Source organism: Proteus sp. NMG38-2, from assembly GCF_020640995.1.
Taxonomy (GTDB): domain Bacteria; phylum Pseudomonadota; class Gammaproteobacteria; order Enterobacterales; family Enterobacteriaceae; genus Proteus.
Window position 1 is genome coordinate 4,238,468 of sequence record NZ_CP085481.1, and the last position, 20,230, is coordinate 4,258,697.

Sequence of the window (20,230 nt, forward strand, 5' to 3'; positions counted from 1 at the left end):
TTAGATATTATGAGTTGTCCCCATATCTTCCTCTGTTATTAGTGTTGCAACCTGATGAGATTCAATATTCCCATCATGTGTCGTTTCACTAACAAAAAGTGGAGACTGAATTGCCTGTTCTGTTTCTTGAGAAGCTGGAACAATATTATCAATATTAATATTGGCCTGACTTGCATCCGTTAACAATTCACTTAATTCAGGTAACTCAACATTATCTTGTTGTTCATTCGATATTGTTTCTGAGGCTTCACCTAACTGAAGTAATGCCGCGATATCAAGATTATTTTCTCCATCAACGTCAGTGTCTGTGTCGGTATCTACATCAGTATCTGTGTCGGTATCAACGTCAGTGTCTGTGTCGGTATCAACGTCAGTGTCTGTGTCGGTATCAACGTCAGTGTCTGTGTCGGTATCTACATCAGTATCTGTGTCGGTATCAACGTCAGTGTCTGTGTCGGTATCAACGTCAGTATCTGTGTCGGTATCAACGTCAGTATCTGTGTCGGTATCTACATCAGTATCTGTGTCGGTATCTACATCAGTATCTGTGTCGGTATCTACATCAGTATCTGTGTCGGTATCTACATCAGTATCTGTGTCGGTATCTACATCAGTATCTGTGTCAGTATCTGTGTCGGTATCTACATCAGTATCTGTGTCGCCTGTCGATGGTTTAGTTGGTGCGATAGGATCAATATCGATATCATCAAAGTTTATGCCATCATTTGAATCTTGGTCTGTAGGTGGCTCTTGTGTATTTGAATTCACATTACCTTGTACAGATAAATAGTTTTTGCCAAGAATAAATGCATCACTTTGAATATGCTCCCACTGACCACCTTCATAAGCGATTGCAGCATAAATCCATTTCAGATCAGGATATTGGTCGGTTGTTACGCCTTCAATTTTGACAACTTTTTGGCCACCAATCATTTGAACAACGCCAGTACCTACAACAGTCTTATAATCATAAAAATCATAGACTTTTATCTGTTGTCCTACTTCAAATTTGGTACTCTTCAAGTAAAGGTGTTTTTTGTTATCTACCCAAGCTGTCACATCTTTCGTGGTAATGTCAGCATATTTACCCGTTATTAAATCACTATGAATTTCGGCTGGTGACTCTTTCTTACCGAAAGAAGCACTCTTAGAAGATTCATTTTCACCAACACCAACACGACTAATGGCTAAATTACTTGAATCACCTAACCCTTTAACGGTATCCCATGAATGTGCGCCAGAATATTCAGTCACCACACCCACAAATTTACCGTTATGTAATGCCACATGCCCTTTACCGATTTCTTCAAAATCTCGTATACCTAATAGGTTTGTTGAGACTTTATAGAGAGTAAAGGCATCACCAGCTTTCAAACCGTCACCCGTGATCATAATCGTATGATCTTCAGTGATGTATGCTTCGACATTCTTAGGTGTTGAAGAATCCTTAACTTTAAAGCTACGACTAATATCTGAGGTGTCTTTTCCTAACTCTTTTTGATAGCCATACAGATAACTTAAATCGTTACCACTCGACTTGATATTGTTTGCTGTTTCTTTATCTACAAAAATATCAACGTATTTGCTGCCATCTGTACGAGTGTGAACAGTACCTGAACCAAATGTTTTATCGACAGTACCAGAAATATTACCTAGCCATGCGCTATACCACGGTAAATCTTTACCTCCTAATGTAAAGACCGCACCATCAACAAGTCGGGCTCCTTCGATATGAATTTTACCGTCATTGGTAACAGTAATATCCAATGCTGTATCCAATGCACCCGCTGGTTTCTGCGTTTTTTCTCCCGTACTTAAATAAGGGTCAAACATTTTCAGAGAGTTAAGTGCATCGTTATAATCTTGCTGCAATTCAGCCAGCTTGATCTTCGAAATCGTTCCTGACAACTTAGCTTCCGTCATCACTTTATTGGCAGTTTGTAACTGTGTATAAAGCGAGTTGTAAACTAAATCTTTTTGTTCTTTGGTATCTGTTGCATTGAGTAACTTCTCAATATTTTTCGCTTCAGAAACAACATTATCAATTAATATTTGAGCCGCGACGATTGGATCTTCAGCTGACAAATTATTGACTGAAATGTTGAGTTTATTCAGATTAGCCTGAACCATATCCAGTGGTGCACCATCAATAATTGATTGCTCAACTAATTGATAAGCTTCACTCAGTTCTGCAGCTAATTTCTGAACAGCATCATATTTCTCACTCGCACTCTTAATACCTGACAGCTCTTTTGAAGAGGCATAAGCCTGATTCGTCATTTCCGTCAGTTGAGTGATGCTATTCCATGCTTTTGAGAAACCTTCAATTTCTTTACTAAATTCTTCAATTTGATAATTGTAATACGCTAATTTAACGTCTTTAACGCCTTTCGCGGAGTACTCTTCCGATAGTACTTTCGCATCATTTAATGCACGAATAGCAATTTTGTACTGCTCTTCAAAGACAGCATGATTAGAAAGCGTTGATTTATCTAAGTTGATATGTGCGTTATACACAGACTCTTGCAGTAAACTCATGACAATATCGAGGTCAGCAAAGGCTTGCTCACCTAACTGTCCATGGAATTCATTCATTAAGTTTACTTTGGTTTCATTAGCAGTATGCGCTGCACTATTAAGATAAGTCGTGCCTGCACTGTCTAATCCCAACTCTTTCGCTTTATTAGCACGCTCTTTACCTTCAGCTAATAACGCATTTGCTTCCGTTACGATAGATAAGAACTCGGTAGGATCTTTGATTACCGAAGTTGGGTCTTTTTTCAGTAGCTCATCGGCTTTTTTATACTCATTTGTCGCAGTTGTTAATAACTCTAAAGAGAGTGACATACGTGAGTAAGCATCAATTTCCTGAAGAACCCCTTTTGGATAATCAAGCTTGTTATCAAGTGAGTTGTAATACTTGTTGAGTTGATCTGTAAGATAATCTGGAACACCTTTACTAGAAGCATTTGCTACTGCATCTTTAGCATTATTCAGACTATCTTGAGCCGCAATGACACTATTTTTAATTGCTATCGCTTGCTGAATAGAAGTAATGTTGTTCTCTTTTGCTTCAGCCGCTTTATCAACCGCTTTTCTAACAGCAACCTCAGCTTCAGTTATTGCAGCTTTGGCATCGTTATAGGCTTCAATAATATCTTCTTCAGTAAGTTGATTATCTTTTGCTTGAGCAATCAATACTTCAGATTCATTATTTTGTTTATCAACAAGCGCTTCTGTTTCATCAAACTGCTTATCAACACCAGTGAAGGTTTTCAATAAAGCATCTTGTAAAGAACCGGCACTGATTGATGATTTAATATTGCTGACAACATCATCATATAAGCCTTTTGCTTCAATCAGTTGTTCTTTGGCTTCTAGCGCTTTAGCCAGTTTTTTCTCTGCTAACAGAATATTTTCTGCAGTTGGTGTTTTAACAGCTTGTTTCGCTGCCATTAAAGCATCATCAGAGAGTGTTTTTGCATTATTTAATGCAGTATCAAGTGCGCTTTTGAAAATACCTAATTTTGCTAATGCATTCTCAATATTCTCTGGTGATTTATCTTTAGCCAGATCATTAATTGCATCATTCGCATCTTTAGCTTTATCTTCTAAACCATCAATATCAATCGCATTCAGAGTTAAGCCATCTAACGTAGTTTGCGCTGAACCAATCGTATCATTTGCACCATTAATACCTTTTAATGCATGTTCAATTAAACCTTGATCCACACCATCAATGTTTGCCGCATCATTAATGACACTGTGCAGTTTTTCTATATTCAGCTCAGCTTTATTAATAATATCTTGAGCATCTTTTACTGCTTTATCAAAGTTCTTAACATTAGCAGGACTTGGATTTTTCTGTGCGTGATCAAAAGCTGTTTGTGCTTTATCTACCGCTTTAATCACTTCGTTTAATTGCGCATTAATAACATTATCAACATTTAACAATGCTTTATTAATGGCGTCACTATCACCTGAGCCAATTTTATCTTTAAGATGATCAACTAATTGACTGATATCATCACCTTCAAAATCAGGTAATTTTTCATCAGGAATAGCATTCTTCGCTTTCGCAATATTTGCCCCAGCTTTGCTGATTTCATTGTCAAAGTATTTAATATTGGCAATGTATTCTTTAAATTCTGGGTTATTTTCTGGTGTTAAGCCTTTACTAATCGCTTTTTCAACAGTCTTTTGTAAGTCGCTGGTATTCTCTTTAGCTAATGTATACAGCTCATCAGCAGTATTAAGTAAATACTTCACATCTTGTAAAGCCTGCTGATATTCAACGCTAGACTTATCCATTTCGGCAAGTTTTAGTGCTGCTTCTAAGGCTTCTAAGGCTTCTAAGGCTTTACTCGTAAGCTCTTGAACTAACTCATTGTTATTATCAATAGCTGCTTTTAATGCCTTATTGAAATTATTGATACTTTCTTTATTTTTTGGATCTAATTTATCTAATGCTGTATTTAAATCATCAAATACAACATGAGACTCAATTTCCTGAATCTGTTTATTCAGGTTATTAGCTTCTTTTTTCAGATCATTGAGGCGTTCTAAAAGCTCTGCTTCCGTCGCTTCATATTTCGCAATAACATTACTACCTACACCACCTTTTAAGGCTTTATCTAATGCAGCTTTTACTTTCTCATCAGCTAATTCTGCATTTTCAATAGCTTTAGTGAACTCATTTAAGACTGCTTTCGCATTCTTAATATCTTGTTCTTTAGGTGATGTTGATTCCAATAGTTTTTCAATTTGACTATTCGCTGTTATGCCTTTTTTCTGAGCTTGAAGAATTTCAGTATCAAGTTTATCCAGCGTATTTTTGATATTCGCAATTAAATCAGGATCACCTTCCTGGTTATGTAAATTATCGAGAATATCAAGCGCATTATTAAGTGCAGTATTCGCACTGAGTAATGAGGTATCAGCTTGATCAGCTAGCGCTTCTGTAACAATGAGATCAATATCTGTACCTTGTGCTTTTTCGATTAATTTATCGAGATGATCTTTACTATTTTGCGCTTTTTCAATGTATTGAGTCGCATCACGAACTGACTGTTCAGCAATCAATAAATCATCATAATTGCCTGATACTTTAGCTTTTTCAGCGTCATCTTTAGCAATATTCGCTTTTTCTTCAGCTAATTTAGCTAAATCAGCCACCAACTCAGCCGCTTTTTCTAAACTCTCTTTTGCTTTAGCCTTATTCTCATCCGTTGGATCTTTAATCACATCATCAATTGCAGTATCTGCATCATCTAATGCAGGCTCTGTAATGTCTGAAGTTAATTTATCCAGAATATTTTGAGAAGTAAGAAGGTCATTTTCTGCAGTTGTCAGATGCTCAATCGTGATGTTTAAATCAGTAGCAGCATTTGTCGTATCAACGCCTTTGCTTTCTGCTTTATCAATTAATTGGCTTAATTGCTCTTTTGCAACATTTGCTTTATCAAATGCTTCTTGAGCTATTACTAATAATGCTTTGGCAGCCAATACATCGTCAGATGTTAAACTTTCACTTGCTGTTTCTGCTGCAACTTTTGCTTCATAAGCGAGTGTTTGTGCTTTCTCAGCCAACGTCACAACATACTCAGAGGCAGTGTCTAAAACCTCTTTAACTTGCTCTTTTTCTTCATCTGTTGAGTTTTCATCAAGATCATCAAGGCCTTTTTCAGCATCATCCAATGCACCCTGACCATCAAGATCTGCTTTGATATTTGCTAATGTATTTTCAGCATCACCCACAAGATTTAGCGCATTATCAATATGTTCATTCGCTAGGATAAATTCTGCCGTTGCATCCTGAACATTAACTTGTTTTGCCTGCGCTTTTTCAATCAGATTTTCCAATTGTTGTTGCGCTTCTTGAGCTAATTTAATTGCATCTTGAGCGACAACGACTGCATCGTAAGCCAATTGAATATCTGCGTCAGATTTACTGATAGCCGCTTTATCTGCCGCCTGTTTTGCTGCTTCTGACAATGCTTCAGCTTTTTGCGCTAATTCAGAGCCATATTTAACTGCATTATCAACCGCTTCTTTGGCTTTTTCTAACTTATCTTCTGATGCATCTTTACCCAAATCATCAATAATACTATTAGCATCATCAATTGGATTTTTATCATCAGTTTTACGTAAATCTTGGATAATGGCATCAGTATCATTAATCAGTTGATGCGTTGTATCAAGATTCGTTTGAGCCTGTTGAGCATCATCTAACGCAACCTCTGTTGAAACACCTTTTTCTTGTGCTTTAACAATAAGTTGGTCTAACTCTGCTTTTATTTGCTCGGCATGAGAGAATTCAACTTTTGCTTTCTCTAATAGAGCTTCAGCTTCAACAAGATCAGTCTGTTTACCGCTATTGAATGCTTTTTCTGCTGCTGATTTAGCAAGTTCAGCCAATATCAGTGCATTTTCTGTCACAGTAACAACATATTCAGATGCTAATTCAACCGCGTCTTTCGCTTGCTCTTTATCTTGCTCTGATGAATTTTCATCTAAATTATCAATAATCTCAGTACCCTTATCCAATGCATCTTTTGCATCATCAATAAGTTGTAACTTATCAAGAATTGACTGTGTATCTTTTAGATTTTGAGTTGCTTCATCTAATGAGATTTGAGACTTATCAGCATCAATTTGAGCATCCGCTGTATCAACACCTTTACTTTGTGCTTTTTCAATTAAGCTATCTAATGTTGCTTTAGCTTCATTTGCTTTATCTAATGCTTCATCCGCTTTAGCAAACAATGTCTTAGCGGCAGCAAAGTCTTTCGCACTACCGGAGATCAATGCTTTTTCTGCTGCCAGTTTAGCACTACTAGATAAAAGTTCTGCTTTCGATGCTAAATTAACCACTAAATCTGAAGCAGCATCTAAAGATACTTTTGCTTTAGCTAATTCATCTGGTGTTGAATTTTCAGTTAAATCATCAATCAGATCATTGGCCTTATCTAATGCATCTTGCTCTTTCAGTAAGTCATTCACCATATCCAAAATATTTTGTGTATGACTTAAAATATCATTGGCATTATCAATGTGTTCTTGTGAAAGAAGTGCATCAGATTGGGCTTCATCTGTATTAATTTCTTTAGCTATCGCCTTGGTAATTAGCGCATCCAACTTATCTTTAGCGACTTGAGCCTTATTAACTGCCTCTTGTGCTTTTTCTTGCAATAAAAGCGCGGTGTTCAGATCTTTTTCTTTGCCAGAAATGAGAGCTTGTTCAGCAGAATCATGAGCTTTTTTAGCCAAGATTTCTGCTTTTTCAGCGAGACCCACCACATAATCAGAAGCTGCATTTAATGATGCTTTAGCTTCTTCTTTTTGTGCATCAGTTGGATCTTCTGGTAAATCTTCAAGAATATCATCGGTTTTATCCAAGATATTCGTATCTTCACCATTAGTTTCTTTATCTAACATATCAATAATAAACTGCACATTCGCTAGTGTATGTGCTGCATCATCAATATGTCCCTGCGCTTTATTTGCATCAATTTGAGCATCAGTTATATCAATATCTTTTCCTTGAGCTTTTTGAATTAAGACATCAAGTTCAGCTTTTGCTTGTTTCGCCGTATTTAATATTTCATTGGCTTGACTTAATAACGTTTTGGCTAAATCAATATCGACTTTATTCTCACTAATCAATGCCTTATCAATGGCAGCTTTAGCCATATCAGCATAAAGATCAGCTTTCAATGCCAATGCAACAACATATTCAGAAGCTGCATCTAACACTTTTTTCGCTTCAGCTTTCTCTTCTTCTGTTGCTGTATCTTTATCTAAGTCATCAATAATTTCGTTACCATCATCAATATTCCCACCTCCATTTTCGGTTGTGGTCAATGTATCGATGATTTTTTCAGCTGCATTCAGCGCACTGTTGGCGTCATCTAACTGTGCTTGAGCTGTTTCTGCGACCTGTTGTGCATCGGCAGTATCAACCCCTTTAGCGTTCGCTTTACTGATCAACGCATCTAACTTGGCTTTCACCACTTCAGCGTTAGCAACGGCTTCTTGCGCCACTTTTAGATCGGCTTGCGCTTGGGCTAAATCGGCTTTATCACCACTTATTAACGCTTTTTCCGCCGCGGTTTCTGCCGCTTTGGCTAACGTTAAGGCATCAGTAATTTGCTGGCCAATCAACTCAGCCGCATTATCCAGCTTCGCTTTAACTTCGGCTTTTTCTTTGTCAGACGCATCATCCGGCAGATCGTCGATCGCCGTATCAGTGTCATCAATCACATCGACGTCTAACAGGCTGTCGATGATTTGCTGAGCATTTTCTAAGGCTAATTGTGCGTCATCTAACTGTGCTTGAGCTGTTTCTGCGACCTGTTGTGCATCGGCAGTATCAACCCCTTTAGCGTTCGCTTTGCTGATCAACGCATCTAATTTGGCTTTCACCGCTTCAGCGTTAGCAACGGCTTCTTGCGCCACTTTTAGGTCGGCTTGCGCTTGGGCTAAATCGGTTTTATCACCGCTGGCTTGCGCTTTTTCCGCCGCGGTTTCTGCCGCTTTGGCTAACGCTAAGGCATCAGTAATTTGCTGACCAATCAACTCGGCGGCATTATCCAGCTTCGCTTTAACTTCGGCTTTTTCTTTGTCAGACGCATCATCCGGAAGATCGTCGATCGCCGTATCTGTGTCATCAATCACATCGACGTCTAACAGGCTGTCGATGATTTTTTCAGCCACATTCAGCGCACTGTTGGCGTCATCTAGCTGACTTTGCGCTTTATCTGCCACCAACTGTGCATCGGCAGTATCAACCCCTTTGGCGTTCGCTTTGCTGATCAACGCATCTAATTTGGCTTTCACCGCTTCAGCGTTAGCAACGGCTTCTTGCGCCACTTTTAGGTCGGCTTGCGCTTGGGCTAAATCGGCTTTATCTCCGCTGGCTTGCGCTTTTTCCGCCGCGGTTTCTGCCGCTTTGGCTAACGCTAAGGCATCAGTAATTTGCTGACCAATCAACTCGGCGGCATTATCCAGCTTCGCTTTAACTTCGGCTTTTTCTTTGTCAGACGCATCATCCGGCAGATCGTCGATCGCCGTATCAGTGTCATCAATCACATCGACGTCTAACAGGCTGTCGATGATTTTTTCGGCCGCATTCAGCGCACTGTTGGCGTCATCTAACTGACTTTGTGCTTTATCTGCCACCAACTGTGCATCGGCAGTATCAACCCCTTTAGCGTTCGCTTTGCTGATCAACGCATCTAATTTGGCTTTCACCGCTTCAGCGTTAGCAACGGCTTCTTGCGCCACTTTTAGGTCGGCTTGCGCTTGGGCTAAATCGGCTTTATCTCCGCTGGTTTGCGCTTTTTTCGCCGCGGTTTCTGCCACTTTGGCTAACGCTAAGGCATCAGTAATTTGCTGACCAATCAACTCGGCGGCATTATCCAGCTTCGCTTTAACTTCGGCTTTTTCTTTGTCAGACGCATCATCCGGCAGATCGTCGATCGCCGTATCAGTGTCATCAATCACATCGACGTCTAACAGGCTGTCGATGATTTTTTCGGCCGCATTCAGCGCACTGTTGGCGTCATCTAACTGACTTTGCGCTTTATCTGCCACCAACTGTGCATCGGCAGTATCAACCCCTTTAGCGTTCGCTTTGCTGATCAACGCATCTAATTTGGCTTTCACCGCTTCAGCGTTAGCAACGGCTTCTTGCGCCACTTTTAGGTCAGCTTGCGCTTGGGCTAAATCGGCTTTATCACCGCTGGCTTGCGCTTTTTCCGCCGCGGTTTCTGCCGCTTGGGCTAACGCTAAGGCATCAGTAATTTGCTGACCAATCAACTCGGCGGCATTATCCAGCTTCGCTTTAACTTCGGCTTTTTCTTTGTCAGACGCATCATCCGGCAGATCGTCGATCGCCGTATCAGTGTCATCAATCACATCGACGTCTAACAGGCTGTCGATGATTTTTTCGGCCGCATTCAGCGCACTGTTGGCGTCATCTAACTGACTTTGCGCTTTATCTGCCACCAACTGTGCATCGGCAGTATCAACCCCTTTAGCATTCGCTTTGCTGATCAACGCATCTAACTTGGCTTTCACCGCTTCAGCGTTAGCAACGGCTTCTTGCGCCACTTTTAGGTCGGCTTGCGCTTGGGCTAAATCGGCTTTATCACCGCTGGCTTGCGCTTTTTCCGCCGCGGTTTCTGCCGCTTTGGCTAACGCTAAGGCATCAGTAATTTGCTGACCAATCAACTCAGCCGCATTATCCAGCTTCGCTTTAACTTCGGCTTTTTCTTTATCAGACGCATCATCCGGCAGATCGTCGATCGCCGTATCAGTGTCATCAATCACATCGACGTCTAACAGGCTGTCGATGATTTTTTCAGCCGCATTCAGCGCACTGTTGGCGTCATCTAACTGACTTTGCGCTTTATCTGCCACCAACTGTGCATCGGCAGTATCAATCCCTTTAGCATTCGCTTTGCTGATCAACGCATCTAACTTGGCTTTCACCGCTTCAGCGTTAGCAACGGCTTCTTGCGCCACTTTTAGGTCGGCTTGCGCTTGGGCTAAATCGGCTTTATCTCCGCTGGCTTGCGCTTTTTCCGCCGCAGTTTTTGCCGCTTTGGCTAACGCTAAGGCATCAGTAATTTGCTGACCAATCAACTCAGCCGCATTATCCAGCTTCGCTTTAACTTCGGCTTTTTCTTTTTCAGACGCATCATCCGGCAGATCGTCGATCGCCGTATCAGTGTCATCAATCGCCTTTTTCTGCTCTAACTCTAATTGCAGTTTCTCTAATAACTTACCTAACTCATCTAATGTTTTACCGAGAGAGTCAGTATTCGTTGTTAATAGCTCTTTGGCTTGATCTATAATTTTTGAATCAACATTAAGCTTTTCGCCTTGCTCAATTAATTCATTTAATTCAGTTTTTAATTTATCAATTAGAGCAAGTGCTGTGGTTGCATCTTTATGAGCTTCTAACGCTAAATCTAGATCTTTCTCATCACCTGTTTTTTGTGCTTTTTCAGTTGCTTCTGCAGCTTTATCAACAAGGCTTTTTGCAGCATCAATGATTTTCTTCAAATCTAATGATTTATCGACAATCAGTTTTTCAGCTAACTCTTTTTCAGTTGGCTGTGGTGGCGTCACATGATCTGATGAACCACCACTACTGCTACTTGAAGAAGAGGCTATTGCAATCCCTGCACCAAGAACGGCAGCACCAATAGCGATAGAAAACCATTCGCCACCAGTTAAACCTAATAAATTTTCACTATCTGTTGCATCATCTAATTTATTAAAAATAAGCTCTAATTTATCTGAATTAGGTGTTAAGGATGCTTTGTATTGAACACCATCCATTTCTACAATAAAGTAATTTTCAGATGTATTAAAAAAATCATTAATAACTAATTTCTCACCGTTATTTTTAACAATAATAAGGTTATTATCGTCTTTAATGATTGTTTTTATTTCCGATCGACTTATTTTTATAACTTGGCCTTTCTCTATATTTATTTCATTTCCAGTCTGATTGTTCATAAATAATCTCACCGTTAATAATCAATCTTTTTTGGATTACATTTTTAGGATTGGTTATATTTATATAAGATTATGAAAATACACACCTTATGCATATTTAAGTAATCTTAACTTCATATTTAAATATGAAATTAACCTACATTGTCTTTAAAAAAACAAAGGAAATCCTTTTATAAATTTAATAAAAACAAATGAAAGTAGGCATATAAATAACCTTATCGGTATCATATAAGCAATATTATTTAATTAAAGTCTTTAAAAGATAGGTGATGTTAATTTAGAGGTAAAACCCAAGCCATATATATAGATATAATTATTTGTTTTCACAATTAATGCTATTTCAAATAATTTTAAATCCTGAAATATATTTTTTGTTAATTTAATACCTTATTTATATGTTTTACACTTCAAAAAAATCTATTTATATACTCCTCACACAATCATAAACAGATAATCTTATTTGGTATAAAAATACGATTAAAAATAAAATTTTATAAGAAGAGCTATTTTCAGCCATATAAATACATGGAAACCTAGAATATTAAATTATCATTTAAATATACTTAGTGATTTCTTTTTAAAAAAAGATAAAAAACAGGTTAAGAGATTGTACCAGTTAAAAACAATCAACCAATTCAAAAAGTTAAAACTAAATCATTGATCAAGTTTAATTAAAAAAGAGAAATCCTCCCTATTTTTAAGCGCCAAAATCAAGCAACAAAAAAGAAACATTTAATTAACAAAACGCTTAAGAAAAATAAATGTGATAGTATATTTACTCGTTTTTATCCGCATTCACTCCAATTTATATTTTATAATTCACTATTAAATTAAAAACTTTAACTTTTTATTCTGTTTAAGTATGTATCGCCTTATCTTTCAAATGTATTTTTAATAGAAGATATCTATTATTCGATTTACTCTTTTTTTGATATACAAAAAGCCTCCTTATACAAGGATCCCTTGATTTATTCGTCTTTTTTCAGCATTACATTACTAGAATTTTGCCAATAAGAGAGATGTCAAATACTCAGATAAAAGACTGAGCACAGATCATTTGATAACCAAATTTTAGATATTTGCTATAGATATCAACTAAAACCTATCGATATCCAGCGCATCCATACTAAAATGAGAAGGCGATTGCCCCATCTGTTTTTTGAACATTGTCGAGAATGAACCGGCACTGTTATAACCCAAGTCAAAGGCAATTTCAGTAATACCGCGTCCAGATAAGATTTGTGTTAATGAATTCAATAAACAGACTTGTTGTCGCCATTGTGAAAATGACATTCCTGTTTGTTGGCGAAAAAAACGGCTAAAAGAGCGCTCACTTTTATGTAATTTATCTGCCCACTGTTGCGGTAAAGAGTCTATTTTTGGGTTACGAATAAAATCACGACATAATTTAGCTAATTTACTGTCTTGTGGAATAGGTGCAAAAAATGGTAACGGTTTTGCTTTCGCTAATTCACATAAGATTAACTGCATTAAAAGACCATCTCGCCCTTTTTTATCATATTCTGCGGGTACGTCTACGGCTTCAAGCAAGAGTTGGCGAAAAAGAGGGGAAACACTGACAACTTCACATTGTTTGCTATGTCGAGGTGCTGCAGAAGGCTCGATATATAAGCTTCGAGTACTCACATCTAACATGCGAGTTTCATGCCCAGTTTCTGGAGGGATCCATACACCACAAGACGGCGGAATAACCCACTCACCATCATCTGTACTTACTTCAATTAAACCCGTTGCAGGGTATAAAAATTGGGCTCGACGATGTTGATGCGTTTCTAATAACGTATTGGGCAAATAGTCTGTACCCAGCGCAATAACATCTCGGTCAAGTGAATCGACGCTTTTTAACGGTACATTTCTCACAGTTTAGACCACTCTCTTTTTATTTTCGTCCTTTTTAATATAGCAGTAATCCCACACTCTACACACTGGCAAATAATGGTCTATATAATTAAAATCGTTATATATTTAAATAAACAATGAAATAACCTTATGTGAAATTTCAACCTTCTTGATATCTATTTAACAAACCCTATTAACAATCAAAAAACGAGCTTTTAACACCCCTCGTAAATAGGCTGAAATTCGAATGTCATTGTCTGGTTTTAGAATGTTGGCAAAAGATTAATCAACTACTATCCCTCTCGCAGATGTTAATTCAAGCATTCTGCAATTATCTATGCATTCAATAATAATGCAGCGGATACCAGACATTCCCTTTATCCATAGCCTAGAAAAATCACGCACATTCTTTATATCAAGTATCGGGTATATCGGGATCCGCCTATTATGTTTAAGGTAGAGTTCATTATGAGCAATCAGTCCGATCACGATAGTGATACAAAGAGCATTCTCAACGATGTTAGCCGCCGTCACTTTATTCAAGCGAGCTCAGCATTAGTCACACTTCCTTTTCTCGCATCAAACTCTTTTGCTGCGACAACAGACAACGCTATTCCAGTAAAACCAATAAAAACTGAAGATGGCGAACGCGTTGTTTCAACTTGCAGTAGTTTCGACTGTGGCGGTAAATGTGATATTCGAGCCCATGTAAAAGATGGCAAAGTCACTCGTATTAGTACACGCCCAGATGCTGATCTAGATGAAGAGATGCCAATTATGCGTGCCTGTGTACGAGGCCGTGGTTATCGTAAATTTGTCTATCATCCAGACCGTTTAAAATACCCGATGAAACGCGTTGGCAAACGAGGCGAAGGTAAATTCGAACGCATCACTTGGGAAGAAGCAACCACCCTTATTGCACAAAATATGCAGCGCATTAACCAGCAATATGGTCCTGCATCACGCTTTGTCAGCTTAAGCACAGGGGTTACTGGCGGTATTTTCTCTGGCGCGAATATGTTACGTCGCCTGTTTAATATTACGGGTGGTTTTCTGGAAAACTATCACTCGGTCAGTAACGGAAATACCCTTGCCGTCACTCCTTACACTTATGGCACTGCCGCTAGTGGTAGCACACTCGATACGTTAGAAAATACCCCTCTTGTCATTTTATGGGGTCATAACCCTAACGAAACTATTTTTGGTCATTCAAACCATTTCTTCCAAAAAATGAAGAAAAACGGCACTAAATTTATTGTCGTTGATCCACGTTATTCTGATACTGCCTCTTCTTTAGCTGATCAATGGATCCCGTTACTGCCAACAACGGATAACGCCATGATGGATGCAATGATGTATGTCATCGTAAGCGAAAATCTGCACGATCAAGCCTTTATCGATAAATACACTGTCGGCTTTGATGAACACCAAATGCCTGAAGGTGTGGGTGAAAATGAGTCTTTAGTTGCCTATTTAATGGGTAAAAAAGATGGCATTAAGAAAACCCCAGAATGGGCTGAAACCATCACTAAAGTGCCAGCAGATACTATTAAACAATTAGCTCGCGAATATGCATCCACAAAACCAGCAGCATTGATGCAAGGTTGGGGGCCTCAGCGCCATATTTGTGGTGAACGGACGGCACGTGGTGCGACATTACTTGCCACTATCACTGGTAATGTGGGTGTTCGTGGTGGTTGGGCTGCTGGCTATGGTATGGCTTTAAACTCTGAACTGCGTAAAACCATCGCAGGGCCAAGCCTATTAACCAACCCAGTAAAAGCAAAAATCAATATCACCAACTGGGTACAAGCGTGTGAAGACAAAAATTTAGTCACACCACAAAATGGGTTACTGAACGCCGAGAAACTTGATACTGAAATCAAGATGATTTTCTCAATGGCGGGTAACTACATGACAAACCAAAATACCGATATTCTTCATGCAGCTAAAGTACTTGAAGATGAATCGAAAGTAGAATTTATCGTTTGTAGTGATCTCTATCTAACCCCAAGTGCAAAATACGCTGATATCTTACTTCCAGAAACCAGCTTCTTAGAACGCTGGAACATCGGTGGTACATGGAGTTATGGCGACTACATTATTCTTTCTGAAAAAGTCATCGAGCCTGAATTTGAACGTCGTACTGACTATGATTGGTTACGTGAAGTTGCCGATAAATTAGGTGTGGGCGAACAATTTAGTGAAGGTAAAGAGACTGATCGCGATTGGATTGAATACTTAGTTGATGATGCCAGTGTTAAACGTCCCGAAGACGGTATTCCAACTTTTAAAGAGCTATTAGTTAAACGTCGTCATCTCTTAAAACATCGTCCTCATACTCAAAATGTGGCGTTTGAGAAAAATATCCAAGATATCGAGAATAATCCATTCCCAACGCCATCAGGCAAAATTGAGATTTTCTCTAAACGTTTATATGACATGAATAATGTCGATATCCCTGCGCTTTCTCATTATGTGCCTGCCATTGAAGGTCCTGAAGATACGTTGACGGATAAATTCCCGCTACAACTTATTACATGGAAAGGACGCAATCGCGCAAACTCAACGCAATTTGCCAACCCTTGGTTACAAGAAGTACAGCGCCAAGAACTTTGGATAAACCCATTAGATGCCCAAGATAGAAACATTAAAGAGGGCGAAAAAGTCAAAGTATATAACGAACGTGGGATCACGATGGTTCCCGTCAAATTAACACAACGAATTATGCCTGGTGTCGTCGCCTTGCAAGCAGGTGCTTGGTGGCAACCTGATGCAAAAGGCATAGATCAAGGTGGATGTGCCAACGTATTAACATCATCCCGTAGCACCGCAATGGCACACGGCAATGCTCACCAAACATTATTGGTCGAGGTAGCAAAAGCATGAGTAAATTTATCGTTTATCCCGCTATAAGCAACAAACAGCTAGGGTTTTATATCGACAGCGCTCGCTGTTCAGGTTGTAAGGCGTGTCAGGTTGCGTGTAAAGATAAAAACAATCTTGATGTTGGACGCAAATTTCGTCGTGTCTATGAAATCACTGGAGGCGGTTATACTCGCAATCCTAAAGGCGCGCTAGTCAATAATGTCTTTGCTTACACGTTGTCTATCTCTTGTAACCATTGTGACGACCCTATTTGTGTTAAAAACTGCCCAACAACAGCAATGCATAAGCGTGAAGGTGATGGCATTGTCATGGTAGATACAGACAAATGTGTCGGTTGCGGTGCTTGTGCGTGGTCTTGCCCTTATGGCGCACCACAAATGAATCCAGAAACCAAACAGATGTCGAAATGCGACTTTTGTATCGATTTACAGCAAAAAGGTGAACAACCGGTTTGTGTTGCAACTTGTCCTTTAGGTGCAATTCAATTTGGTCCTATTGATGAACTACGTGAACGCTATGGCGATTTAGATTATGTCACCGGTTTACCTTCTCCTGAAATAACGCATCCAAACCTTGTTATTAACCCACATCAGGGTGCCAATAATGACGGAATTAATAATAAGGGAGAAAGAAAATGAATGAATGGTCATTGTTAATCTTCACATTTATGATGAATGCGACTATTGGTCTTGCACTAACAACAGGGCTTTTTGCTCGTCGCCTTTCTCATTATCTCAATGCAAAAAGCTACTATCGCTTTATGTTGTTAGCCTTATTTGTGATTTGTGGGTTAGCTGGTTTAGGCTCTATCGCTTCAATTACTCACTTAGGTGTGCCATTAAATGCCCCTAATGCCATTAGAAATGTTTTTTCTGCTTGGCTAAGTCGTGAAGTCGCCGTCACTGCTATTTTTGTCGGTTGCTTAGGATTAACTTTTTTATGGCTCTGGCGCACTCGCAAACTCTCAATGCTGTTATTAAGTACCAGTATTCTGATTGGGTTATTTGATATTTACTGCATGGCGTCGATTTATCGCCATACCTCCATTTTGACATGGATGGATCCTAACACTTACGTGATGTTCTTCGGAGCTATGTTAACGCTTGGTGCTGCTATTTTCTTTTTGCTGATCAAAGTATTACAACGTGTAGGAAGTAAATTAGGTATTGAAATACCGCAAGACTCTTTCCCAATACGCTGGAAATGGCAGTTATGGGGAATAATGGCATTTAGCTTAATTGGTCGATTACTGTATCAACCTTTTTATGAGCAATATTTAACTAGCACGTTATATAGCCAAAAATCGGTGACATTTCCGTTATCGCCTATTCAAGTGTATTACGCCATTGGTTCGTTACGCACTACATGCTGGATCTTAGCAACCTTTGCAGTATTGGCTTGTGGCTATAGTTTAGTGAAATTTTTAGCCCCTAAAAATCAAGGTAAATCAACTGAGTCTATTTTTGTACTTGGCTGTGTTATCGCAATTATCGCTGACTTTATGTTGCGTTATGTTTTCTACTCAATTCACTAGTAGTCATTGAGCAAGTCGTTTAAATAATAAAAAAACAAACCTCATTGATAGGGGTTTGTTTTAAGGAAGTATCAAAAATTATGAGCAGACTCTCTTATTATGCGGCTGCATTTAATTTATTGGGAATTTGTTATTTATTCCCACCTGATGATGACACCAATAAAACTGCACTCAACTTTTTTAAAACTGGGGATTTTGCAGCGCAGTGGCCTTGTAAAATTGAAAGCCGTCTGTGTGAACGTTTAATGAATTCTGCTTCTATCGATACAGAACAATTAAAAACTCAATGGCAAAATCTTTTTGTTGGCCCTAATGCTTTACCAGCCCCTCCTTGGGGGGCGGTCTATTTAGATCCTGAAGGTTTATTACAAGGGGATTCTACCCTTGCATTGAGTGAGTTTTTAAAACGGGAACGTTTAAAAGTAAATACGCCTTTTCCAGAGCCTGTTGATCATATCGGTTTGATGTTATTTCAAGCGGCGGTATTGGCATCAGAAAAAAGGGAAGACGCAGTTAATGAATTACTTTCCCTTCATTTGACTACATGGCTACCTCACTATTTAAATAAATTAAAAATGAGTGGGTATAGCCAATTTTATAGCACGTTAACAGAACTGGTAACCATCACGGTGAACGCATTCAGAAAATAGAAATTTATTAACAACTTATCATCCTAACATAATTATTTAAGGTAATTTGGACCACGCACCCAGATTACCTTTTTTCGTTTAGGTCATTCCTTTTTAAAATTATTATGATTTTAGCCCTAAGCGTTTTGTCAAACGACGTAAGTTAGCCGGATCAAGCGATAATTCTCGTGCCGTTGCCGCCCAATTTTGGTTATTACGTAATAATGCTTGTTTAATTAAATCCCGCTGAAATTCATCCGTTGCTTCTTTTAAATTCTTTTCTTCAGAAGGTAATGTTTGAGAGGCAGAGTGAACTGGATTTTCAGCCCCTAAAGCAAAATGGCTAATTTGTAAAATAAGGCTATCGGTTTTATTTCCAGCTCTTGCTAAGACAATTGCTCGGTGAATGGTATGTTCTAATTCACGCACATTACCCGGCCAAGAATAATGCAATAAATAAAGGCGCAATTCAGGACTAATAATCACTTGCGTAAGATTAAAACGCTGACGATATTGCTCGCAAAAATAACCCACTAATAGCAAAATATCTTCGTCTCTCTCTCGTAATGGCGGAACATGCAAAGGAAAGATACTTAAACGATGGAAAAGATCGGCACGGAAATTGCCCGCTAATACTTCCTCCCATAAATCACGATTCGTTGCCGCTAATACACGTACATTAACGCGCAAATTACGATCGTCACCAATACGTTGAATATCGCCATATTGTAAAACACGCAGTAATTTTGCTTGGAGTGATAATGATAACTCCCCAATTTCATCAAGGAATAACGTTCCATTATCCGCCATTTCAAATTTACCACTACGATGGCTAATTGCGCCGGTAAAAGCCCCTTTCACATGCCCAAATAATTCACTTTCTGCCACACTCTCAGGAAGTGCTGCACAATTTAAATAGACTAACGGATTATCTGCACGATTAGACATTTCATGAATAGCTTTGACCACCAGCTCTTTACCCGTTCCCGTTTCACCACTCACCAAAATATTCATATCTGCGGGTGCAACAATTTCTATCTCTTTTTTCAGTTGCATCATCGAAGGCGATAAACCAATAATTTCTGTTTTTACTGTGGGCTTAAACGTATTGGTTGGCGTAAATAACATATTTTGATTTTCGAGTTGCTCAATCAATAATGCATTATTTAATGCACCAGAAGTTAATGCTGCAATTAAACGTAATTCTTCATCACTAAAAGTATCGAACTGATGAGGGTCCATTCCATCAAGTGTTAACGTACCAATTAAATCTTGCCCAGCAAATAATGGTAATCCCACACAAGCATGAACTTTTAAATGCTCTCTATCTGGAATAAGGCCATCATAAGGATCGGGTAAATCACTGTCCGCGGGAAAACGCACCACATCCCCTGCTCGCGCTATAGTTTCAAGACGAGGATGCCCTTCTAGTAAAAAACGACGCCCTAATACATCAGGCACAAGGCCATCTATGGCTAATGGGATAAACTGATGAGGCTCATAACGAAGCAATGCCGCGGCATCGCAATTTAGCACTTGCCGAAGTGTGGTCACCAGTCGCTGAAATCTATCTTGGTGACCAACATCTTTTTGTAATTCAATGGCAATTTTAGCCAACACATCAACAGAAAAACCCATAAAAACACCTCATAGTCATTATGACCGCTATTATGGTCATTTTGACATGATAAAGATAGTCATATTGACAATATATAAATAGCCATGAAAATAAAAACTGTTTTAAAACAATAAGATAAAAACTGGCATGCTTCTTGATTATATCAATACA

Annotated in this window: 7 protein-coding genes; 4 read left to right on the forward strand and 3 right to left on the reverse strand. The window is 38.9% G+C overall.

Going from position 1 to position 20,230, the window contains the following annotated elements:
- Together LG402_RS19850 and LG402_RS19855 are read right to left on the reverse strand one after the other, a co-directional pair.
- Entirely contained in the window at positions 1 to 11,529 is an 11,529-nt protein-coding gene (locus LG402_RS19850; protein WP_227336179.1) for a hypothetical protein, read from the reverse strand.
- Positions 11,530 to 12,624: 1,095 nt separating this feature from the next.
- Positions 12,625 to 13,410: an AraC family transcriptional regulator gene (locus LG402_RS19855; RefSeq protein WP_088495979.1), complete on the reverse strand. Its 786-nt coding sequence runs from the start codon at positions 13,408 to 13,410 to the stop codon at positions 12,625 to 12,627.
- A gap of 447 nt (positions 13,411 to 13,857) precedes the next feature.
- On the opposite strand from LG402_RS19855, the gene LG402_RS19860 reads away from it, so the two are divergent.
- The 4 genes from LG402_RS19860 (at position 13,858) to LG402_RS19875 (ending at position 18,462) form a co-directional block, all read left to right on the forward strand.
- Positions 13,858 to 16,278 carry a DMSO/selenate family reductase complex A subunit gene (locus LG402_RS19860; RefSeq protein ID WP_166540486.1) on the forward strand — a complete coding sequence of 807 codons (2,421 nt, stop codon included), beginning with the start codon at positions 13,858 to 13,860 and terminating at the stop codon, positions 16,276 to 16,278.
- Positions 16,275 to 16,916, forward strand: a complete 642-nt coding sequence (locus LG402_RS19865; RefSeq protein ID WP_166540485.1) for a DMSO/selenate family reductase complex B subunit — start codon at positions 16,275 to 16,277, stop codon at positions 16,914 to 16,916. The genes LG402_RS19860 and LG402_RS19865 overlap by 4 nt, the downstream gene beginning before the upstream one ends.
- The gene (locus LG402_RS19870; protein ID WP_227336180.1) at positions 16,913 to 17,812 is read left to right on the forward strand and encodes a dimethyl sulfoxide reductase anchor subunit family protein; all 900 of its coding nucleotides are present in this window, start codon (positions 16,913 to 16,915) and stop codon (positions 17,810 to 17,812) included. The genes LG402_RS19865 and LG402_RS19870 overlap by 4 nt, the downstream gene beginning before the upstream one ends.
- A gap of 80 nt (positions 17,813 to 17,892) precedes the next feature.
- Entirely contained in the window at positions 17,893 to 18,462 is a 570-nt protein-coding gene (locus tag LG402_RS19875; protein WP_227336181.1) for a molecular chaperone TorD family protein, read from the forward strand.
- A 102-nt stretch (positions 18,463 to 18,564) separates the two neighbouring features.
- Here LG402_RS19875 and norR read toward each other — a convergent pair whose 3' ends face one another.
- Positions 18,565 to 20,079: a nitric oxide reductase transcriptional regulator NorR gene (norR, locus tag LG402_RS19880; protein ID WP_166540483.1), complete on the reverse strand. Its 1,515-nt coding sequence runs from the start codon at positions 20,077 to 20,079 to the stop codon at positions 18,565 to 18,567.
- Positions 20,080 to 20,230: the final 151 nt, after the last annotated feature.